Source organism: candidate division WOR-3 bacterium, assembly GCA_016867815.1.
In the GTDB taxonomy this organism is placed as follows: domain Bacteria; phylum Hydrothermota; class Tepidihabitantia; order Tepidihabitantales; family Tepidihabitantaceae; genus UBA2258.
This window is the reverse complement of the sequence record VGIR01000072.1, coordinates 1-15,650: the sequence shown is the minus strand read 5'-3', so window position 1 is coordinate 15,650 and position 15,650 is coordinate 1. Positions and strand designations below refer to the sequence as shown.

Annotated in this window: 13 protein-coding genes and 1 pseudogene; 12 read left to right on the top strand and 2 right to left on the bottom strand. The window is 62.8% G+C overall.

Annotation, left to right across the window (positions count from 1 at the left end):
- Nucleotides 1–174: 174 nt before the first annotated feature.
- From FJY68_10650 to rsgA, 4 genes are all read left to right on the top strand, one after another.
- Nucleotides 175–678, top strand: a complete 504-nt coding sequence (locus FJY68_10650; GenBank protein ID MBM3332285.1) for a hypothetical protein — start codon at nucleotides 175–177, stop codon at nucleotides 676–678.
- Between the two features lie 93 nt (nucleotides 679–771).
- Nucleotides 772–1,017 carry a T9SS type A sorting domain-containing protein gene (locus FJY68_10645; protein ID MBM3332284.1) on the top strand — a complete coding sequence of 82 codons (246 nt, stop codon included), beginning with the start codon at nucleotides 772–774 and terminating at the stop codon, nucleotides 1,015–1,017.
- Nucleotides 1,018–1,032: 15 nt separating this feature from the next.
- Entirely contained in the window at nucleotides 1,033–3,111 is a 2,079-nt protein-coding gene (locus FJY68_10640; GenBank protein ID MBM3332283.1) for a hypothetical protein, read from the top strand.
- A 70-nt stretch (nucleotides 3,112–3,181) separates the two neighbouring features.
- Nucleotides 3,182–4,243, top strand: coding sequence for a ribosome small subunit-dependent GTPase A (gene rsgA, locus FJY68_10635; protein MBM3332282.1), 1,062 nt, complete (start codon nucleotides 3,182–3,184; stop codon nucleotides 4,241–4,243).
- A gap of 38 nt (nucleotides 4,244–4,281) precedes the next feature.
- Here rsgA and FJY68_10630 read toward each other — a convergent pair whose 3' ends face one another.
- Together FJY68_10630 and FJY68_10625 are read right to left on the bottom strand one after the other, a co-directional pair.
- Nucleotides 4,282–5,526, bottom strand: a complete 1,245-nt coding sequence (locus FJY68_10630; protein MBM3332281.1) for a hypothetical protein — start codon at nucleotides 5,524–5,526, stop codon at nucleotides 4,282–4,284.
- Nucleotides 5,527–5,554: 28 nt separating this feature from the next.
- Complete coding sequence (locus FJY68_10625) at nucleotides 5,555–6,889, bottom strand: hypothetical protein (protein MBM3332280.1); 1,335 nt, start codon at nucleotides 6,887–6,889, stop codon at nucleotides 5,555–5,557.
- Nucleotides 6,890–7,946: 1,057 nt separating this feature from the next.
- On the opposite strand from FJY68_10625, the gene FJY68_10620 reads away from it, so the two are divergent.
- The 8 genes and pseudogenes from FJY68_10620 to zupT all read left to right on the top strand — a co-directional run bounded on the left by FJY68_10620 (nucleotide 7,947) and on the right by zupT (nucleotide 15,457).
- Nucleotides 7,947–8,204: a hypothetical protein gene (locus FJY68_10620; GenBank protein ID MBM3332279.1), complete on the top strand. Its 258-nt coding sequence runs from the start codon at nucleotides 7,947–7,949 to the stop codon at nucleotides 8,202–8,204.
- A gap of 207 nt (nucleotides 8,205–8,411) precedes the next feature.
- Nucleotides 8,412–9,572, top strand: coding sequence for a hypothetical protein (locus FJY68_10615; GenBank protein MBM3332278.1), 1,161 nt, complete (start codon nucleotides 8,412–8,414; stop codon nucleotides 9,570–9,572).
- 810 nt (nucleotides 9,573–10,382) lie between these two features.
- A complete protein-coding gene (locus FJY68_10610; protein ID MBM3332277.1) occupies nucleotides 10,383–11,042 on the top strand; it encodes a hypothetical protein in 660 nt (219 codons plus the stop codon).
- Between the two features lie 124 nt (nucleotides 11,043–11,166).
- Entirely contained in the window at nucleotides 11,167–11,406 is a 240-nt protein-coding gene (locus tag FJY68_10605) for a hypothetical protein (GenBank protein ID MBM3332276.1), read from the top strand.
- A pseudogene (locus tag FJY68_10600) lies at nucleotides 11,403–12,587 on the top strand (hypothetical protein). Before FJY68_10605 ends, FJY68_10600 begins: the two are co-directional and overlap by 4 nt.
- Before the next feature lie 1,057 nt (nucleotides 12,588–13,644).
- The gene (locus tag FJY68_10595) at nucleotides 13,645–13,887 is read left to right on the top strand and encodes a DUF2281 domain-containing protein (GenBank protein MBM3332275.1); all 243 of its coding nucleotides are present in this window, start codon (nucleotides 13,645–13,647) and stop codon (nucleotides 13,885–13,887) included.
- Nucleotides 13,869–14,210 (top strand): type II toxin-antitoxin system PemK/MazF family toxin, encoded by a 342-nt coding sequence (locus tag FJY68_10590; GenBank protein MBM3332274.1) that lies wholly within the window; start codon nucleotides 13,869–13,871, stop codon nucleotides 14,208–14,210. The genes FJY68_10595 and FJY68_10590 overlap by 19 nt, the downstream gene beginning before the upstream one ends.
- A gap of 494 nt (nucleotides 14,211–14,704) precedes the next feature.
- A complete protein-coding gene (gene zupT, locus FJY68_10585; protein MBM3332273.1) occupies nucleotides 14,705–15,457 on the top strand; it encodes a zinc transporter ZupT in 753 nt (250 codons plus the stop codon).
- Nucleotides 15,458–15,650: the final 193 nt, after the last annotated feature.

The following is a 15,650-nucleotide window of genomic DNA, read 5'->3' as shown; positions in this document are numbered from 1 at the left end:
GGCCCGATCCTACCTACGCAGCCGGCAACGCCAGCCAGAAGTGGTCAGGAGTTACTTTGCGGAAGAGCACGTCCGATATGCGGCAACATGACCTCAAGCTGTCAAACATTTAGTGCTCTCCGTAGTATCATCACGCTCGCCGCAATTGCCGGGCTGACCTCGGCCAACCTGCTGGTGAACGGCGATTTCGAGCAGACGGTCGACGTCGGCTGGGATACAATGGCCGTGAACACTGCCGGCGGCGATACATTCACCTGGTCCGACACGCTCGGCCAGCCTACGCCGGGCCATGCCGTCTCAGTCCGCAAGTACCTCGCCAAGTACGCCTCGCTGAACCAGACCGTGGACATCCCCAATGTGAACCTGACGCTCTCGTTTGACGGGTGCCTGGAAATCGGCGGCGGCTCTTCTACCTGCTGGCCGGTAGCTGCGTTTGCAGTACGCTATCTGGACTCGGCCGGGATGAGCATGGGCAACACGATGCTATACCTCCACGACCAATACTGCACCTGGGCCGTGAGCGACACCCAGAGCCTGATTGAGGTCACGACACCCGGGGTGTGGACGCCGTTCAGCATCGACATCGCCAGTGAGATATCGACGCACCTGCCCGGCATCGACCCGGCGAACGTCAGGAAGCTGACTATCGATCTCTTCGCCTACGACAACGGCACCTGAGGAGGCGGCTGGGCGGAAGTTTCCGCCGACAACATCTCGCTGGAAGCGGCCGCAATCGAGGAAGGAAACCAGCTCGGGGCCAACCGTCCGTTCATGGTGTCCCCGAACCCGGTCGGCACCCAGGCAACGATAGGCTACAGCCTGCCGCGGGGCAGCTCAGTGAGCTGCGCGGTCTATGACGTGGCCGGCAACCTGGTCTCCCGGCTCGCAGCCGGAAGTCGTGTCGCAGGCGAGCACCAAACGATGTGGAACGCTGCCGGCGTGAAGCCGGGCGTCTACTTCTGCAAGCTGGTCGCGGGCGGGAGCAGCCATACGGCACGCCTCGCCGTGGTCCGTTAGCCCGGGACGGTCACGATGAGGATGCGTCTCGTCTCCGCTGTCATTCTGCTCGCGGGCGCGGGGTTCGCGGCCGATTCGCTGAACTGCCGGCTGGTCGGCAACTGGCCGTTCGGCCCCTCGTCGAACTCGGCAGTAGACCCGGCGCGGAACCTCGGGTTCTGCGGGTCTGGGGGCGGCGTCTATGTGCTGGACTTGACCAACCCGAACTCGCCCATCGTCCTGTCCGACGGGATTCGTACCCGCGGTTACGTCCGTGACATGTGGTACGCAAGCAACCGGCTGTACGTGGTATCCGGGCCGCTCGACATCTTTGATGTATCGAACCCCTCGGCGCCGGTGCGGCTGGGCGGCACTGGGGTCGCGGGGCCGGGAAACGGCGTCGCCGTGTCCGGCAACTACGTCTACGTCGCGGGCCGCGACTCAGGCCTGCGCGTCTTTCACGCATCGGACCCGGCGCACCCGCTGGAAGTCGGCCGGCTCAACACCCGCGGCCGGGCCTGGGACGTGTGGGTGCAGGCGGGTTGGGCCTACGTCGCCAACGGTGATTCGGGAGTGGTCACGGTCAACGTCAGCGACCCGGCCAACCCGCGCGAGACCGGGCGCTGCGTATTCGGCGCCACGGCCAAGAACCTGGTGACCTCCGGCTCGCACGCCTACGTCGCCTGCGAAACCAGCGGCCTGCGTGTCATCAGTATCGCCGATACGCTCAGCCCCTGCGAAGTCGGCAGATTCGAAAGCCTGACCGGCGTTATGGGCGTGGTGGTCAGAGACACGACCGCCTATGTGGCGGACTGGGCCGCGGGACTCGTTGTCCTGAACGTGGCCGACCCGACCGCGCCGCTCCGCCTCGGCGCTGCGGGGATGATGCTCTATCCTCACGGCGTCCAGGTAATGGGCAACTACGGCTACCTGTCGGATTGGAACGGCGGCCTGCGAATCGTGGACGTCTCTAACCCGGTTGCCCCGAATGAAGTCCACCAGTTCGTCACGCCGGAATGGGCGCACAACGTTGCGGTCAGCAACAACAGCGCCTATGTGACCGACGGCTACGGCGGCATGCGCGTCATCGACGTCAGCGACCCGACCTACCCGGTTGAGCGCAGTACCTACCCGACACCGGACCAGGTACAGGGCCTGGCGATCGCCGACACTCTTGCCTATCTTGCCGCATGGGGTGATGGCATCCGGATCGTCAGCATCGCCAACCCAGATGCGCCCTACGAGGTCGGCTATTTCGACACCCCCGACTACGCGATTCACGTCTTCGTGGCCGTGCCCCATGCTTACGTCGCCGAGCGCGGCTCCGGCATGCGCGTGCTGAACATTTCCGACCCGGCCCACCCCACCGAGGTCGGGCACTTCGAAACACCGGGTATCGCCTGCGAGGTGCGGGTAGTAGACACGATCGCCTACGTGGCGGACCGCGAAAAGGGTCTGCGCATCATCAGCGTGGCCAACCCGGCCGCGCCCTGGGAGATCGGCTTCTTCGATACGCCGGACTACGCGTTCGGGCTCGACGTAGTGAACGGCAGGGCCTACGTGGCCGACCGAAACTCGGGCCTACGTATCGTCGACGTATCGAACCCGGCGAACCCCTCAGAACTGGGTGTCTACGACACCCCGGGCCAGGCGATGTCCGTGCGAGTGCAGGCCGGATACGCCTACGTTTCCGACGCGACTGCCGGGCTGCGGGTCATCGACTGCAACAACCCGGTAAACCCGGTCGAGCGAGCCTTCTACGACACGCCGCACACGGCCTGGGCCGCCTGGCTCGAAGGCAGCCTCGTCTACGTCGCGGACTTCGGCGCCGGGCTGCAGATCTACGAACCGACCCTGGGAGTCGAGGAAGGACGCCGTACGCCTGACGCCAGACGCTTGACGCTTGGGCCGAATCCCGTGCGTGATGAGTTGCTCGTTCAGGCGCCTTCCCTCACCGGTCACTCGTCGCTGAGACTCTACGACTGCGCCGGCAAGCTGGTCCGCCGGTTCAGCCTGGGCACCCGGGTCGCGCGCCTGCCGGTGCGCGGACTCACGCCGGGCATCTACGTAGCACGACTAGGCTCGCTCTCCGAAAAGTTCGCCCTGGTGCGGTAGACCGAAGCCGCGCCACCGTTACCTGGCGGCACTCTTTGACTTCACGGGCGGCGCGTATAGCCTCCCAACCATGGTGGACGGCAACCTCGGTCTGTCTGATCTCGGCTGGAGTGAGTTCTTCCGCCGTCAATTCGCGCCGCACGAAGCCGACGGTCTGCGCCCCGGGCGCGTCATTAGCCAGGAGAAGCTGCTCTACCTGGTCCACGACGGCAGCGCCGAGCTGTGGGCAGAACTCTCCGGCCGGTTCCGTCACGAGGCCGGGGAACACGGCGGGTTCCCGGCGGTCGGCGACTGGGTAGCGGTCAGGCCCCACTCCGCAGGCGAAGCGATCATCCACGCCCTCGTGCCTCGCCGTACTGCCATCTCGCGCAAGGTCCCGCTCGGCCTGACCGCAGAGCAGGTCATCGCCGCCAACGTCGACACTGTCTTTCTTGTCACCGGGCTCGACCAGGAGTTCAACCCGCGCCGCATCGAACGCTACGTCGCGGCCATGCTCGCGAGCGGCGCTACGCCGGTAGTCGTCCTGAACAAGACCGACATCTGTCCGAACACTGCGACCGCGCTTGCGCAGCTCGGCCCGATTCAGGCGATGGTGTCAGTCCTTCAGGCCAGCGCGGCCGAGGGCACCGGGCTCGAAGCAATCCGTGCCTACGCCCGCCCGGGCGAGACGCTCGCTTTCGTCGGATCCTCCGGCGTCGGCAAGTCCACCATCATCAACCGCCTGCTCGGCGCCGAACGGCAGCAGACCGGCGCGGTCAGCCAGGCGGTCGGCAAGGGCCAGCACGTCACCACGCGGCGCGAGCTGATTCCGCTTCCCGGTGGTGGGTTGCTCATGGATACGCCCGGCCTGCGCGAACTCCAGCTCTGGGGAAGCGAAAGCGACGTCGCAGGCGCCTTTGAAGACGTCGAGGCGCTTGCGCGGCAGTGCCGGTTTCGCGACTGCCGGCACGACGAAGAGCCGGGCTGCGCGGTTCGCGCCGCTCTCGAAGCCGGGACGCTCGACCCCAAGCGCCTCCACAACTTCGAGAAGATGCAGCGCGAACTCAGGTTCCTGGCCAGGCGTCAATACTGGGCCAAGATGAAGAAGCACCAGCCCCGGCCCCCCGACTCCGGCCGCGGCGAAGACGAGTAGAGACTGCTTGTGAAAGCCGGGACGCCGACGCTGACGGACTAGAAGTAGTGGCGGAGCGAAACGCTGAGACCCAGACCCCAGGTTCGCTGCCAGGACGCTGACTCACCGGACTGGGTGCCGTTCTGGTCGCAGGCTACTCCCACACTCAACGTGCTTCGGTCTTCAACGTATGACAGCAGGTCCGCTCCCACCGACGCGCCCTGGTAGGAAAGGACCGGCACCTGCGTCTGGGAGAGGTTGTCGCGGGTCAACTGCAGCCGGCCGGTCAGACTGAGCAGCATCCGGTCCGGCAGCAGATAGGAAAGGACAACGTCGGCCGAAGCGTCCTGGTGTCCGAAATGGGGCAGGTGGTGTGCTTCGGCGGTGCCGGAGAGATGCAGCCGGGTGGTGAAGGGATGCCCGAAGGCGAATGTCGCCAGCCCTGACAATTCCGCGTAGGCGTCCTCGGTCACCTCGCGCTGGCCGCCGCGGTTTCTCGAGTACCGGCTCAGGCCCGCGTCGATCCCGCAGCGCGTCGCCAGCTTCGCGCCGGTGCGCCAGTAGCGGTCGCCGAGTAGCGGCTGTCTTCCCACGATCTCCCGGATGCGCAGCCAGATTCGGGCCGGCAGCCTGCCCGCAATGCAGCCGGCTGCTGCCAGGACCCGCTCGATCTCTGCGTAATAGAACTTCGTCGCCCGGTTCGAGTCGTGCGTGTAGTAATAGCGGCTGCTGCCGGCCAGCGTCCCGGCCAGTCCCTGCACCACCTCCTCGCCCATCGGTGCGGCCAGCAACCCCTCTTTCGACAGCGCCTCTCCGATGAGCAGTGCTTCCAGAACAGGAGTTGCGTCGCGGAGCCGCCCAAACGCCGGCCCCAGCTCCATCTCGGTTGAAACCGACCACGAGTTGTCATTGTGGCTGGGAATCCAGACCGAATCATGTAGCCAGTCGTAGCGCCAGTACCCCGGGCCCTGCGAGTGGCCAAGGTCAGCGCTCAAGTGCGAATTCGTGCCGATGCTGACCGGCAGTTGACTCGGATACCAGTCGGCGTCCGCGTCCAGGCTCGGGCCGCCGGAGATAGAGAAAGACCTGCTCACGCTGGTCGAAACTCCCAGTCTCGCCGTTGCGGCGATGTACTTGCGCTCACCGACAACGAGGATGTCGTAGCGCGGGACCACCGCGCCGCGCAACCAGAACCGCTCCCCGGTGCCGAAGTCCACGAAAGTATCCGGGTCAATCTCGACGCTCCAACTCCTGGCGCTGGTCTCGGGCAGCCGATAGTCCAGCAACGGATTGCGCCCGAGCAATCCCGCCACCATCGCCAGCAGCAGGAGACTAGAAATCGTAGAGCCCTCCCCAGCCCGATGGAATCCGGCCGAAAGTCACCCTCAAAGCGGCGGCCCAGTGATGCTTGATGCTCGAACGGCTGTATCTCTCGCGGTACTGCAGGTCGAAGTCGGTAGTGTAGCGACCTCCGAGCCGGACGGCGAACCGCTCGGTCACGTAGTAGGAGAAAACCAGGGTATGGGTCGAGGGCAGCTCAAAGAGGTTGTCCCAGTAGGGTGTGGGCGCCGGCGAGTAGTACGGAGTAACGCCGACAGCGTATGACGCAACCAGGCCGTCGGTCATGTCGTAAGAAGCGTCGCCCGTCAGCTCGAGCCGATGCTCCACCCTCGGCTGGGTCCGGGGCCAGGGCAGAGCGTACGCCGCCGAGGCGCCGTAGCTCCAACGCAACCCGACCGGCCGTCTGAACTCCCACCCGACCCGGAAGCTCCGGTGGAACGAGGTGTCGATCTTCGTCCAGCTTATGTCGGACGCGTCGTACGACAGGCTCCCGAAGTGCGCATCTATGTCGGCGGTCAGGAAGCCACGCATCCCGAACCGGCGCTCATCCAAACCGATAAGCGGTGTCTCATCCAGTCGGAACAGGGTATACGCCGGCAGCGGCTCGCTGATTGCCCCGGCGCGCGTCAGCCACTGCTCCAGCGAATCGTAGTAGAACTTCGCGGCCCGGTCGTGAGCGTAGAACAGCTTCCAGGCCCGGGAAAGCAACCCGCCCAGACCCCGCAGGTCGTCGTCGGACAACTCGCGGGTGAGCACTCCCTCCTCCCTCAGGACACGGGCCAGACGGGCGGCGCGATACAAGGGCCAGGCGTCTCGCATCCGCCCGTATCCCAGCCCGAGCTGGCCGCTGCCCAGGTCAAGACGGGTGGTCCGGATCCGCGCCCACTCCCGCCCATCCCGCTCATCATCCACATCGCAGGAGGCGCCTGCATCAATACCGACGCGAACAAAGGCATCGGTCCCGGGCAGATAGGCGTGACAGGTCGCAGTCGAGTTCAAACCCAGCGCGGCCGAGAGGTAGTGCCGAGACGCCGGCAGCGTGTCCGGAGCGCCGCCGTTCTGCGCTCCGGCCCCCGCGGAGGCCGACGCGTTCAGGTCGAGGTCAAGCTGTTCGCTGAGGATGGAGGTCCGCCAGCCTGCGAGTCCCAGCAACACGCCTCCCTGCCCCGCTTCCCGGCCGGTCTGGTCGAAGGCGAAGAGGTCGGAGCGCAGCGACCAGTCGGCGCGGCTGGCGCGGGAGTACGACTGCCGGAATGTCGTCAGGTCGAGACCGAAGGCGGCGGCGGTCGTCAGCAGGAGAAGAAGGTACGCCGGGCTGCGCCGCATGGGGGCACCAGTCTATGCCTGACCGCGATGCTGTCAAACCGGGCCAACTCTGCCTCGCTTCACCCGACCACGGGACGAACCACAGATTGGCACCGATTTCAGGGCGGACAGCGCCTCGGCCGAAGTGCGCCCTTAGTGTCCTTGTGCCTTGGAGTTGAGATCCTGATTGCGGCCTCGCGACGGAAACGCGGTTCCGTCCCGGGAAGCATCCGTCGTTGTTCCTCACGAGGCATCGGGCAAGGTATCGCAACCTCCGTATTCGCTTGCGTCGGCGGCTGCGTCTTGCGCTCCATCTCGACCTGAACCTCGACCTCAATCCCAAGCTCTATAGGTCGCTGTACCACGCGTTGTTCAGGTAGTTGTTCGAGTCGTTGTTCCACCGGTTGTTCGCGGCGTTGTTCGGCTCGATGTTCGGCGCGTTGGCTTTTGACTTCTAGCTTTTGATTTTTGACTCCTTGGGTCGGCTGATGCTACCCCCCAGGCGGCCTGTGGGCCGTCCACTCCCCGGCAGAATTGTGGTCGGAAACGGCTGACCACTACATATAGACGAGGAATCTCTGACCTGTCTCTATGACCCAGCTAGCCGGAAGCCGACCCAAAGGGATAGCGTAAGTCTTTGAAAACCCGCCCGGTGGTCGCTCCTCCCATATTTGGGCACAGCCTTCCTCCTGTAGTCGGCCAAGGTCTGTGTGCGGCAGTTGCGCCCGTCGTCTCACCGGCTACGGGCCGGAGCGTTATCCCCGCACTCCCTCAAGTCCCCTGGACCGCAATCTCAGCGAGCGCGGGAACGGCCGCTTCACCCGCGCTCGACCCAGCAGTTTGCGCAATCACCTGCCCGAGCGTCGGACAAGCTGCCGGCTCCATTCCTGCCCCAATCACTGCTCCTACGGTTGCTCCCACTGTCGGTCTCACTCTCACCACCATCATCTCTCCCGCTGCTTTCCCGGCACTCCGTCCAAGTCTCTGTCCGAGTCTCTGCCACGCTTCGGCGGGAGCTTGATTTCGTATTGCCCGAGGGTATTCTTGAGCTTCCATGGGAGCTTCTCCTCCCGCATTGGTGGCTGACCTCGTCGAGCGGTTCTCCCGCGACCGCAAGGTCTTCCTGTCCCCTGACTACAAAGAGGAACAACTCCGCCCTGAGCACCGAGATCGGCGTTCGGCATTCGGCGTTGGCACTTCTCCTAGCGAGTTCCTCGGCAAAGTCATACGACTGACAGCAAGGCATCAGGCCAAGGTCGAGGAAAAGCCCGAGGTCAGGAAAGCCGGCGGCGTCTACTGCACGCCGCGAAATCCAAGGGCGCGTGCGTTCGCTTGACAATCGGCCAACCCCGCCGCAGTATTCTGACGATGATCAAGTCGGGGAGATACCCGCCCTTGACGAGTGGAGAGGAGTCAGCTGCCTCCTTACTGCCCGACATGTGAGACCATGATACCTCTACCTTCGGAGTCCAAAGCGTCGCATAACGCCATCGGTGGTCCGTCACCAAAGGAAGCCGTGCGTCAGGAGGCTCGGATGCGTATCTTGGCGGTGGTCCTACTGGTTGTCTCGGCAGTCCTGTTAGTGGTGGGTGCAACTGCAACCGGATCGCTCTCTCAGCAACTGGCAATGCGCGGGGTGCTGCAGCGATATCTCGCGGACCCCTGGCCACTTCGCATGACGGCCCAGACACCTAGCGGGCCCCGTGAATCCGAAGGCATCCTGATCTACGCGCTACTGCTGGCACGACTTATGAGACAGAGCGCAGGATACGTGATCGGCGCATGCGCAGGGGCCCTCTTCTGGCCCGGGCTGTTGTTTCTCGGTGTCTCGCTGATCTGGCGATACTTGCTCAAGCGACGGCGCTGGGCGACGTTCATCTTATGTTCCTCACTCGGGCTTCTAGCCTGGGGCGCGCTAAGGTTCTCAGCCTTCGTGGCATACAAGGCCAACGACCGGCTTCTTGACCAGATACAGCTACTCAACCCCTCCGTTCTCAGCGATCTGCAGCCGGACCCTGCTGGTTCCAGTGAACGGGCAGTGCTATCTCACTTGGGGGACGTAACTGAGGCGGTTGGCGTCGACGGGCAGAGGATCGCAGTCGGCGCGGCGTCGGTGGATACCTATGGTCAGTACGCGGAACTCAAAGTGCTTATTGATGCCTTTGCGAACCAGGTTCAGTGCGATGCAGAGAGCATGGACTCCGAGATCGGGCGTCTCGACCTAGCGGGGTTGATGTCACCCGAGAACTTCGGCTCCGCGTCAGTACTTACCTCTGGACGGCGCCGACTACGAAAGGCCATGGAAATAGCCGACAAGTACGATGCATTGGCTGATCGCCGCCTCGCCGAGCTCGAAAGCGCTGTTACGACGATGAAGATCCCCGCCGAGACGAAACGCGATCTTCTCGCGGGGATAAGGGAGAACGTCGCGGCACGCGCGAACACCAGGATGAGGTTCACGATCCAACGACGGATCTTCGCGTCGTCTGACAGCCTCCTAGCTTTTCTGCTGGCACGTCAGGGATCGTACTCCATCTCATCGGACCGAGTTGTCTTTGAATCGGATGTTGACGTCGCTACGTACAATCGACTGAGCGATGCCGTCCTGTCTTGTATCAGTGATGACAGCCTGTTCGACGCGAAGCTAAGATCAGACGCCGCTGCCAATGCTGCGAAGTATCGAAGTCTAGGGAGGCGGCAGTAGAGTTTCCTGCGACCCTGCAGTGCCCTTCGGGCGCGCGCTGAAGGTCAGAGGCTCTGTGTTGCGGTACGGGAACCATGGACCTGAATGTAGACAGACAAAGGCTGGCTGACCGGCAACTTGTTAAGGAGGCAGACAGTGACAATAGAAGAACGTCTTGACCTACTAGAAGCAGAGGCCGAACGGGCAAGAGCCCACCGCCGATGGTATCTGACGGCCACGGCGTTGAGTCTTCTGATTGCCGTGGTTGCGCTCATGTGGGGCATGACCCGCACCAGGAACAGCAGAGCAATCCGAACCCAACGCCTGATTCTGGAGGATCAGTGGCACAGGCAACGCGGCACGTTCAGCGCCAACTGGAATTCCGTGTCGCTCATCTTGGGAGATGAGAGCGGCATGCCCCGCGCTGCCCTTGCTGTGGACTCGACCGGTCCCGCTCTATGGCTATGGGATGAGAACGGAGCCAACCGTCGTCCTCGGATCGGACTAGCCGTCGTTAGGCAGGGGCCGACGGTGATTCTTCGCGATGCAGAGGACAGAGTTCGGGCATCACTTGACGTGCTGAACGATCGGCCAACCTTGTCACTGACCGACGACAACGGGAACACCTGCGTTTGTATGGGAGCCTTCTCCAGCGGGCCCGCTATTTCGATGTGGAATGCAGATTCCAGGATGATCTGGGCCGCACCGTGATGGTTCACGCACCGATACTGCCAAAAAGACTCTCCGAGAATCGAACGCAGGTTCTGCAATAAGAAACCGACCCTTGTCGCCGATGTGCGAACCACGTGTCCGATCTTGCGTGAAGGTGCCGTGAAGTACGCGAGAGAAGACTGGCTGAAGGAGCCAAGTGGGGTCATCCCGTTTGCCATGTGGCTAAACGAAGGGCTTCCAGTTGATAGGCTTCGCGATGCACTGATCACTTCGGGCTTCTTCGTGGTCGTATACGAGCATCTCTATTACGTCGTGGTTAGGAAGCTATTGGAGTTACACGAAACGGGTGGCGACGGGGAGTGGATATACGTCTCCGACGACTACGAGAGAGAGGTACTTGCGCTGGACCCTGAAGGAAAGAAGAGGAGGTTTGAGTCATCTCTGGAGTGGCTGGCCCATCGGGGAGTTCTGGATAGACAGAACATCACGGAGATGCAAGACATCCGGACTGCCAGGCATGAGCTGGCGCACAACCTGACGGAGTTGCTGCCGAGCTTCGACTCCGGCCGCTACACGCGTCTTTTCAAGGAGATGGTGCGTCTATTGGAGAAAGTGGATACTTGGTGGACTAGGGAATTCGATCTGCCGGTGTCATGGGCTGCCGCTGGCCATGAAGGTGAACCTGTCCTCAGCTCGGTTAGATCAGTCCAGGCCAGCTTCCTCGGACTCATCTACGACCTGGTCCTGGAACATGACCCGTTGAGTGAGCGACGATTAGAGGCGTTGCTGCATTCCGCCCGCGACCGCGATGGCTCCTAGTCTGGTCGTGGAATCACGCGTGCAGTCCATGGCCGTCTGTTCTCGAAGAATCCGGAGAGAACCCGGCGAGCGACGGCCATCCTATTGGACGTTGACGGACCGCGACAAGGCGCGGCATGACAACATGGTCGAACTGGTGGAACGGATGCTCGACCTGCACAAACAGTTGCCCAAGGTTGAGGCCCCGCACGAGCAGGCCCCCATCAGGCGCACGATAGAGGCGAACGACAAGCAGATTGACGTGCTGGTGCACGAGTTGTATGGACTGACGAGAGAGGAAATCCGAACGGCGAAAGGGGAGTTGAGATGGTCGACACGGAAACACGGGAAGCACCCGAGAGCTTCCGGCAGCGCAAGACCGTGAGGTGTGCAGTGCTCCTGGTGGCGCAACTCGTCGTGTCTGTTGTTGTCTGTGCTTCCCCGGTCCTTGATCAAGGGAGCTGGTGGAAGACCTACGGCGGCGCGAACGACGACTGGGGATGTTCGGCCCAGCAGACCTCCGACGGCGGCTACATCATCGCGGGCTACACCGCGTCCTCCGGCGCAGGATTGTACGATGTCTGTCTCATCAAGACCGACACCGCAGGCGATACGCTGTGGACCAGAACCTATGGCGGGGCGGACGACGATGAGGGTCTCTCGGTCCAGCAGACCGCTGACGGCGGCTACGTCGTCGCAGGCTGGACCGCGTCCTTCGGCGCCGGGGACTTGGATGTCTATCTCATCAAGACCAACGCCTCGGGGGATACCTTGTGGACCAGAACCTATGGCGATACGAGCCGCGATATGGGTTCCTCGGTCCGGCAGACCGCAGATGGCGGCTACATCATCGCAGGTTGGACCGCGTCCTTTGGCGCACGGGTCGGCGACGTCTATCTCATCAAGACGAACGCCTCGGGCGATACGCTGTGGACTGGAACCTATGGCGACACAAGCATGGATGAGGGCTGCTCGGTCCAGCAGACCGCAGACGGCGGCTACATCATCGCAGGCTGGACCACGTCCTTCGGCGCAGGGACGCCGGACTACGCCAACGTCTATTTGATTAGGACCAACCCCTCAGGCGATACCTTGTGGACCAGAGCCTATGGCGGGACGGATCATGATTGGGGCGAGTCGGTTCAGCAGACCGCAGACGGTGGCTACATCATCGCAGGCTGGACCACGTCCTTCGGCGCAGGGACGCCGGACTACGACAACGTCTATTTGATTAGGACCAACCCCTCAGGCGATACGCTGTGGACCAGAACCTACGGAGGGACGAGCATCGATCAGGGCTTCTCTGTCCAACCGACCGCAGACGGCGGCTACGCCATCGCAGGCGGGACCTACTTCTTTGGCGCAGGGAGCTTCGATGTCTATCTCATCAAGACCAATGCTTCAGGGGATACCTTGTGGACCAGAACCTGTGGCGGGACGCTCTCCGACTGCGGCTGGTCGGTCCAGCAGACCGCAGATGGCGGCTACATCATCGCGGGCACGACCGAATCCTTCGGCGCCGGGAGGTACGATGCCTATCTCGTCAAGACCGACGCCAACGGCAACCTCGAGGTGGAGGAACCTTCAACTCCTCAGCTCGCGAACTCGCGGACCGCGTTCCGGGCTCAGCCGAATCCGTTCAGCGTCTCTGCCAAAGTACCCGGGCATGAGACCGAACGCTTCGTGCTCTCCGACATTTCAGGTAGGAAGGTCGGTGTCTGCGGTGGCAACCAGATTGGGGAAGGGCTTCAGCCGGGGGTGTATTTCCTGTCGCCCGTCGCCCGGCGGGTGATACCGTTGACCCGGCCCTTGCGGATTGTGAAAGGTGAATGAGGCCAAGGGACGCCGCTCCTTCATCCTGATTCCTGCACGAAGCCAAGGTACGACATGACAAGACGGTCGCACTGGCAACCAAGGAGAAGTGGCACTAGCTGCACGGACCAGTGCCAGTGAGAATTCGGGGGACACCGCAAGTGACTGTTGACACGGCCCAAGCCATTTTGGATTCGCGATTTCGGATTGCCGATAGACGCGGGCGCTGCCCGCGGGCCTCAAGCCACAGGCCTCAAGTCGCAGGCCGAAAGCGGATGTCGATTGCCGATTGACGGGCCGGCGGGCCGACGGCTTGCGGCTAGCAGCCAACGGCCTCGGTCGTCTATCGTTCTTTCGTGCATCGTTCGTTCGTCCAAGAACGATGTACGGTGTACGGCTCCGCCGAACCAACGAGGATGCAGTTGGCTTCAGAAGCCCCTGTCGAATAGCGCGGAGCGGTCAGCCATGAAGATACGAAGATGCGGGTCACTTACATCTGATGGCTAGCCTCTGACTTCGTCCGCCCTCTCGGCCCCAGAACCGACATTCTTGCCACGTGTCAACCCGAGCGAACGGAGTGAGCCGAGGGTCTCTCAGGCGAGATTCCTCGACTCGGGCGCGGACGCCCTCGTGTGGCTGCGCCACCGTCGGAACGAGCGGAATGACAGCACCCAACGGGTGAGAGCCAGGGTCCTTTCCGCCCAAGCGTACGTGCACCAGCATGCCGTCCAATGTCGGAACCGGGGCTCGGCCGGTTGCTTGACTTCACCATGTCGCCGGGCTATATTGCTTGTCGTAAGAAGGCGTACATATGAGCACACTTGAAGAGACAGTCAAGCTGATGCAGGAACTACCTGACAGGCTCCAGGCTGAGGTGCGGGATTTCGCGGAGTTCCTGGCAACTAGGGGTGGAGAAACGTCCGCCGTGCGGGACGGAGACTGGACCGCCCTCTCGCTGATCTGCGCCATGCGGGGTATGGAAAACGAGGAAGGCCCGACCTACTCGCTGTCCGACTTGAAGGAGACGTTTTCTCGATGCAACCCGGCCAGATAGTGCTGTTCCGGTTTCCCCATACCGATTTCGAAGCCGGAAAGCTTCGTCCGGCCGTGGTCCTCGGGAAACTGCCCGGACGATTTGGTGACTGGCTTGTCAGCATGGTCTCCTCGCAGCTTCACCTCGAAGTAGCCGGGTTTGACGACGTAGTCCGAGAGGACGATGCCGACTACCTGGTGAGTGGTCTCAAAGCAGCAAGTCTGGTCCGCGTCGGCAGACTGGCGGTCGCGGAAGAAGGTACGTTCATCGGAGCCATCGGCCGAGTCGCGCCAGAAAGGCTTCGCCGCATCAAGCGCCGCCTGGCCGAATGGCTGGCGAGCTGAATTCTGCCATATCCTGGGTGTGTCAGTGGCGGGCGGCCTAGCTTCAGAAGCAGACCAATAGCACCAGCGGCGGATTCCGGGGACAGCAAGTGATTATTGACACGGCGAAGGTCGTGCATCGTTCTTGGCCCGTGTCGAACGGTGCGTACGTAGTTGGTCCGTCTGGGAACGATGATCGAATTCGCCGAACCAACGCGGATACCGTGAGCCGCAAGGCGAAAGCCGATGTCGATTGCCGATAGGCGGAATCAGCGGAACGAAGAATCGTCCATCGTTCCATCTCACATCGTGGAGAACTGGGGACAGTGGGGCTGCGCCCGCCAGTTCAAGCTGCAGAATGCAGATATCAAACTTCAAAATGGCGGACCGGACAGCGAGGCGACAGGGGCCGGAGGATTGCGGGTTTTTCCGACTGCCGGCGGGACAGGCATCTCCGGATTGTGGAAACCGATTGCGCGGTGAATTGATGAAGAGGCACGGCGGTTAGCAGCAGCATCGGCACGGCGCTCTTGCTTTCGACGCTGGCCGGCCTGGCAACTACTTTCGGCAGCCTGCTGGGTCTGGCGGTGCGCCGGCCCGGGCCGCGGTTCATGGCGTTCGTCCTGGGTTTCTCGGCCGGGGTGATGGTCCTGGTGTCATTCATCGAGCTGCTCCCGGCCGGGATTGAATCCCTGGGACTGCTGCTCGCGGTCGCGGTCTTCCTCGGCGCGATGCTGCTGATGTTCCTGATTGACGTGGCGGTGCCGCACGATTACATCGCCGAGCATCACGTCGCGGAGCGCAAGGGCAGGTCCCCGGACCTGCTGCGCACCGGGGTGTTCATCGCCCTGGGGATCGGAATCCACAACTTCCCGGAAGGGATGGCGGCATTCGTGGGAACGCTGCGTGACGTCGGGTTGGGAGTATCGCTCGCGGTCGCGGTCGGGCTGCACAACATCCCGGAAGGGCTGGCGGTGTCGCTGCCGATCTACGCGGCAACCGGCTCCCGGCGCCGGGCATTCCTCTGGTCGTTTCTGTCCGGCGTGGCCGAGCCGCTGGGTGCCCTGGTAGCCGCACTCCTCATCGGCCCGGTGCTGAGCCCGGCCCTGCTGGGCTGGATGCTGGCTGCCGTCGCCGGGGTCATGGTCTTCATCTCGCTCGACGAGCTGGTGCCGGTGGCGTCATCGTACGGACACGAGCACCTGAGCATCGTCGGGGTCATCTTCGGGATGGCGGCGATGGCCTTCAGCCTCTGGCTGCTGAAATAGGGTGTCGGAGACCGGACTCGGTGCGGGGAGAACTAGGGGCAGCGGGGCTGTTGAAAAACCCTCTTTTGATGCAACCATGTAAGTATGTCAGCCGTCTGAAGGTTGGATGCCACCGAAAGGAGCCCGACCTTGATTGGACATCAAGACCGCTGGCAAGAGGACCTGTTTGTAGCCTGTCCTCTACGCGACCTTG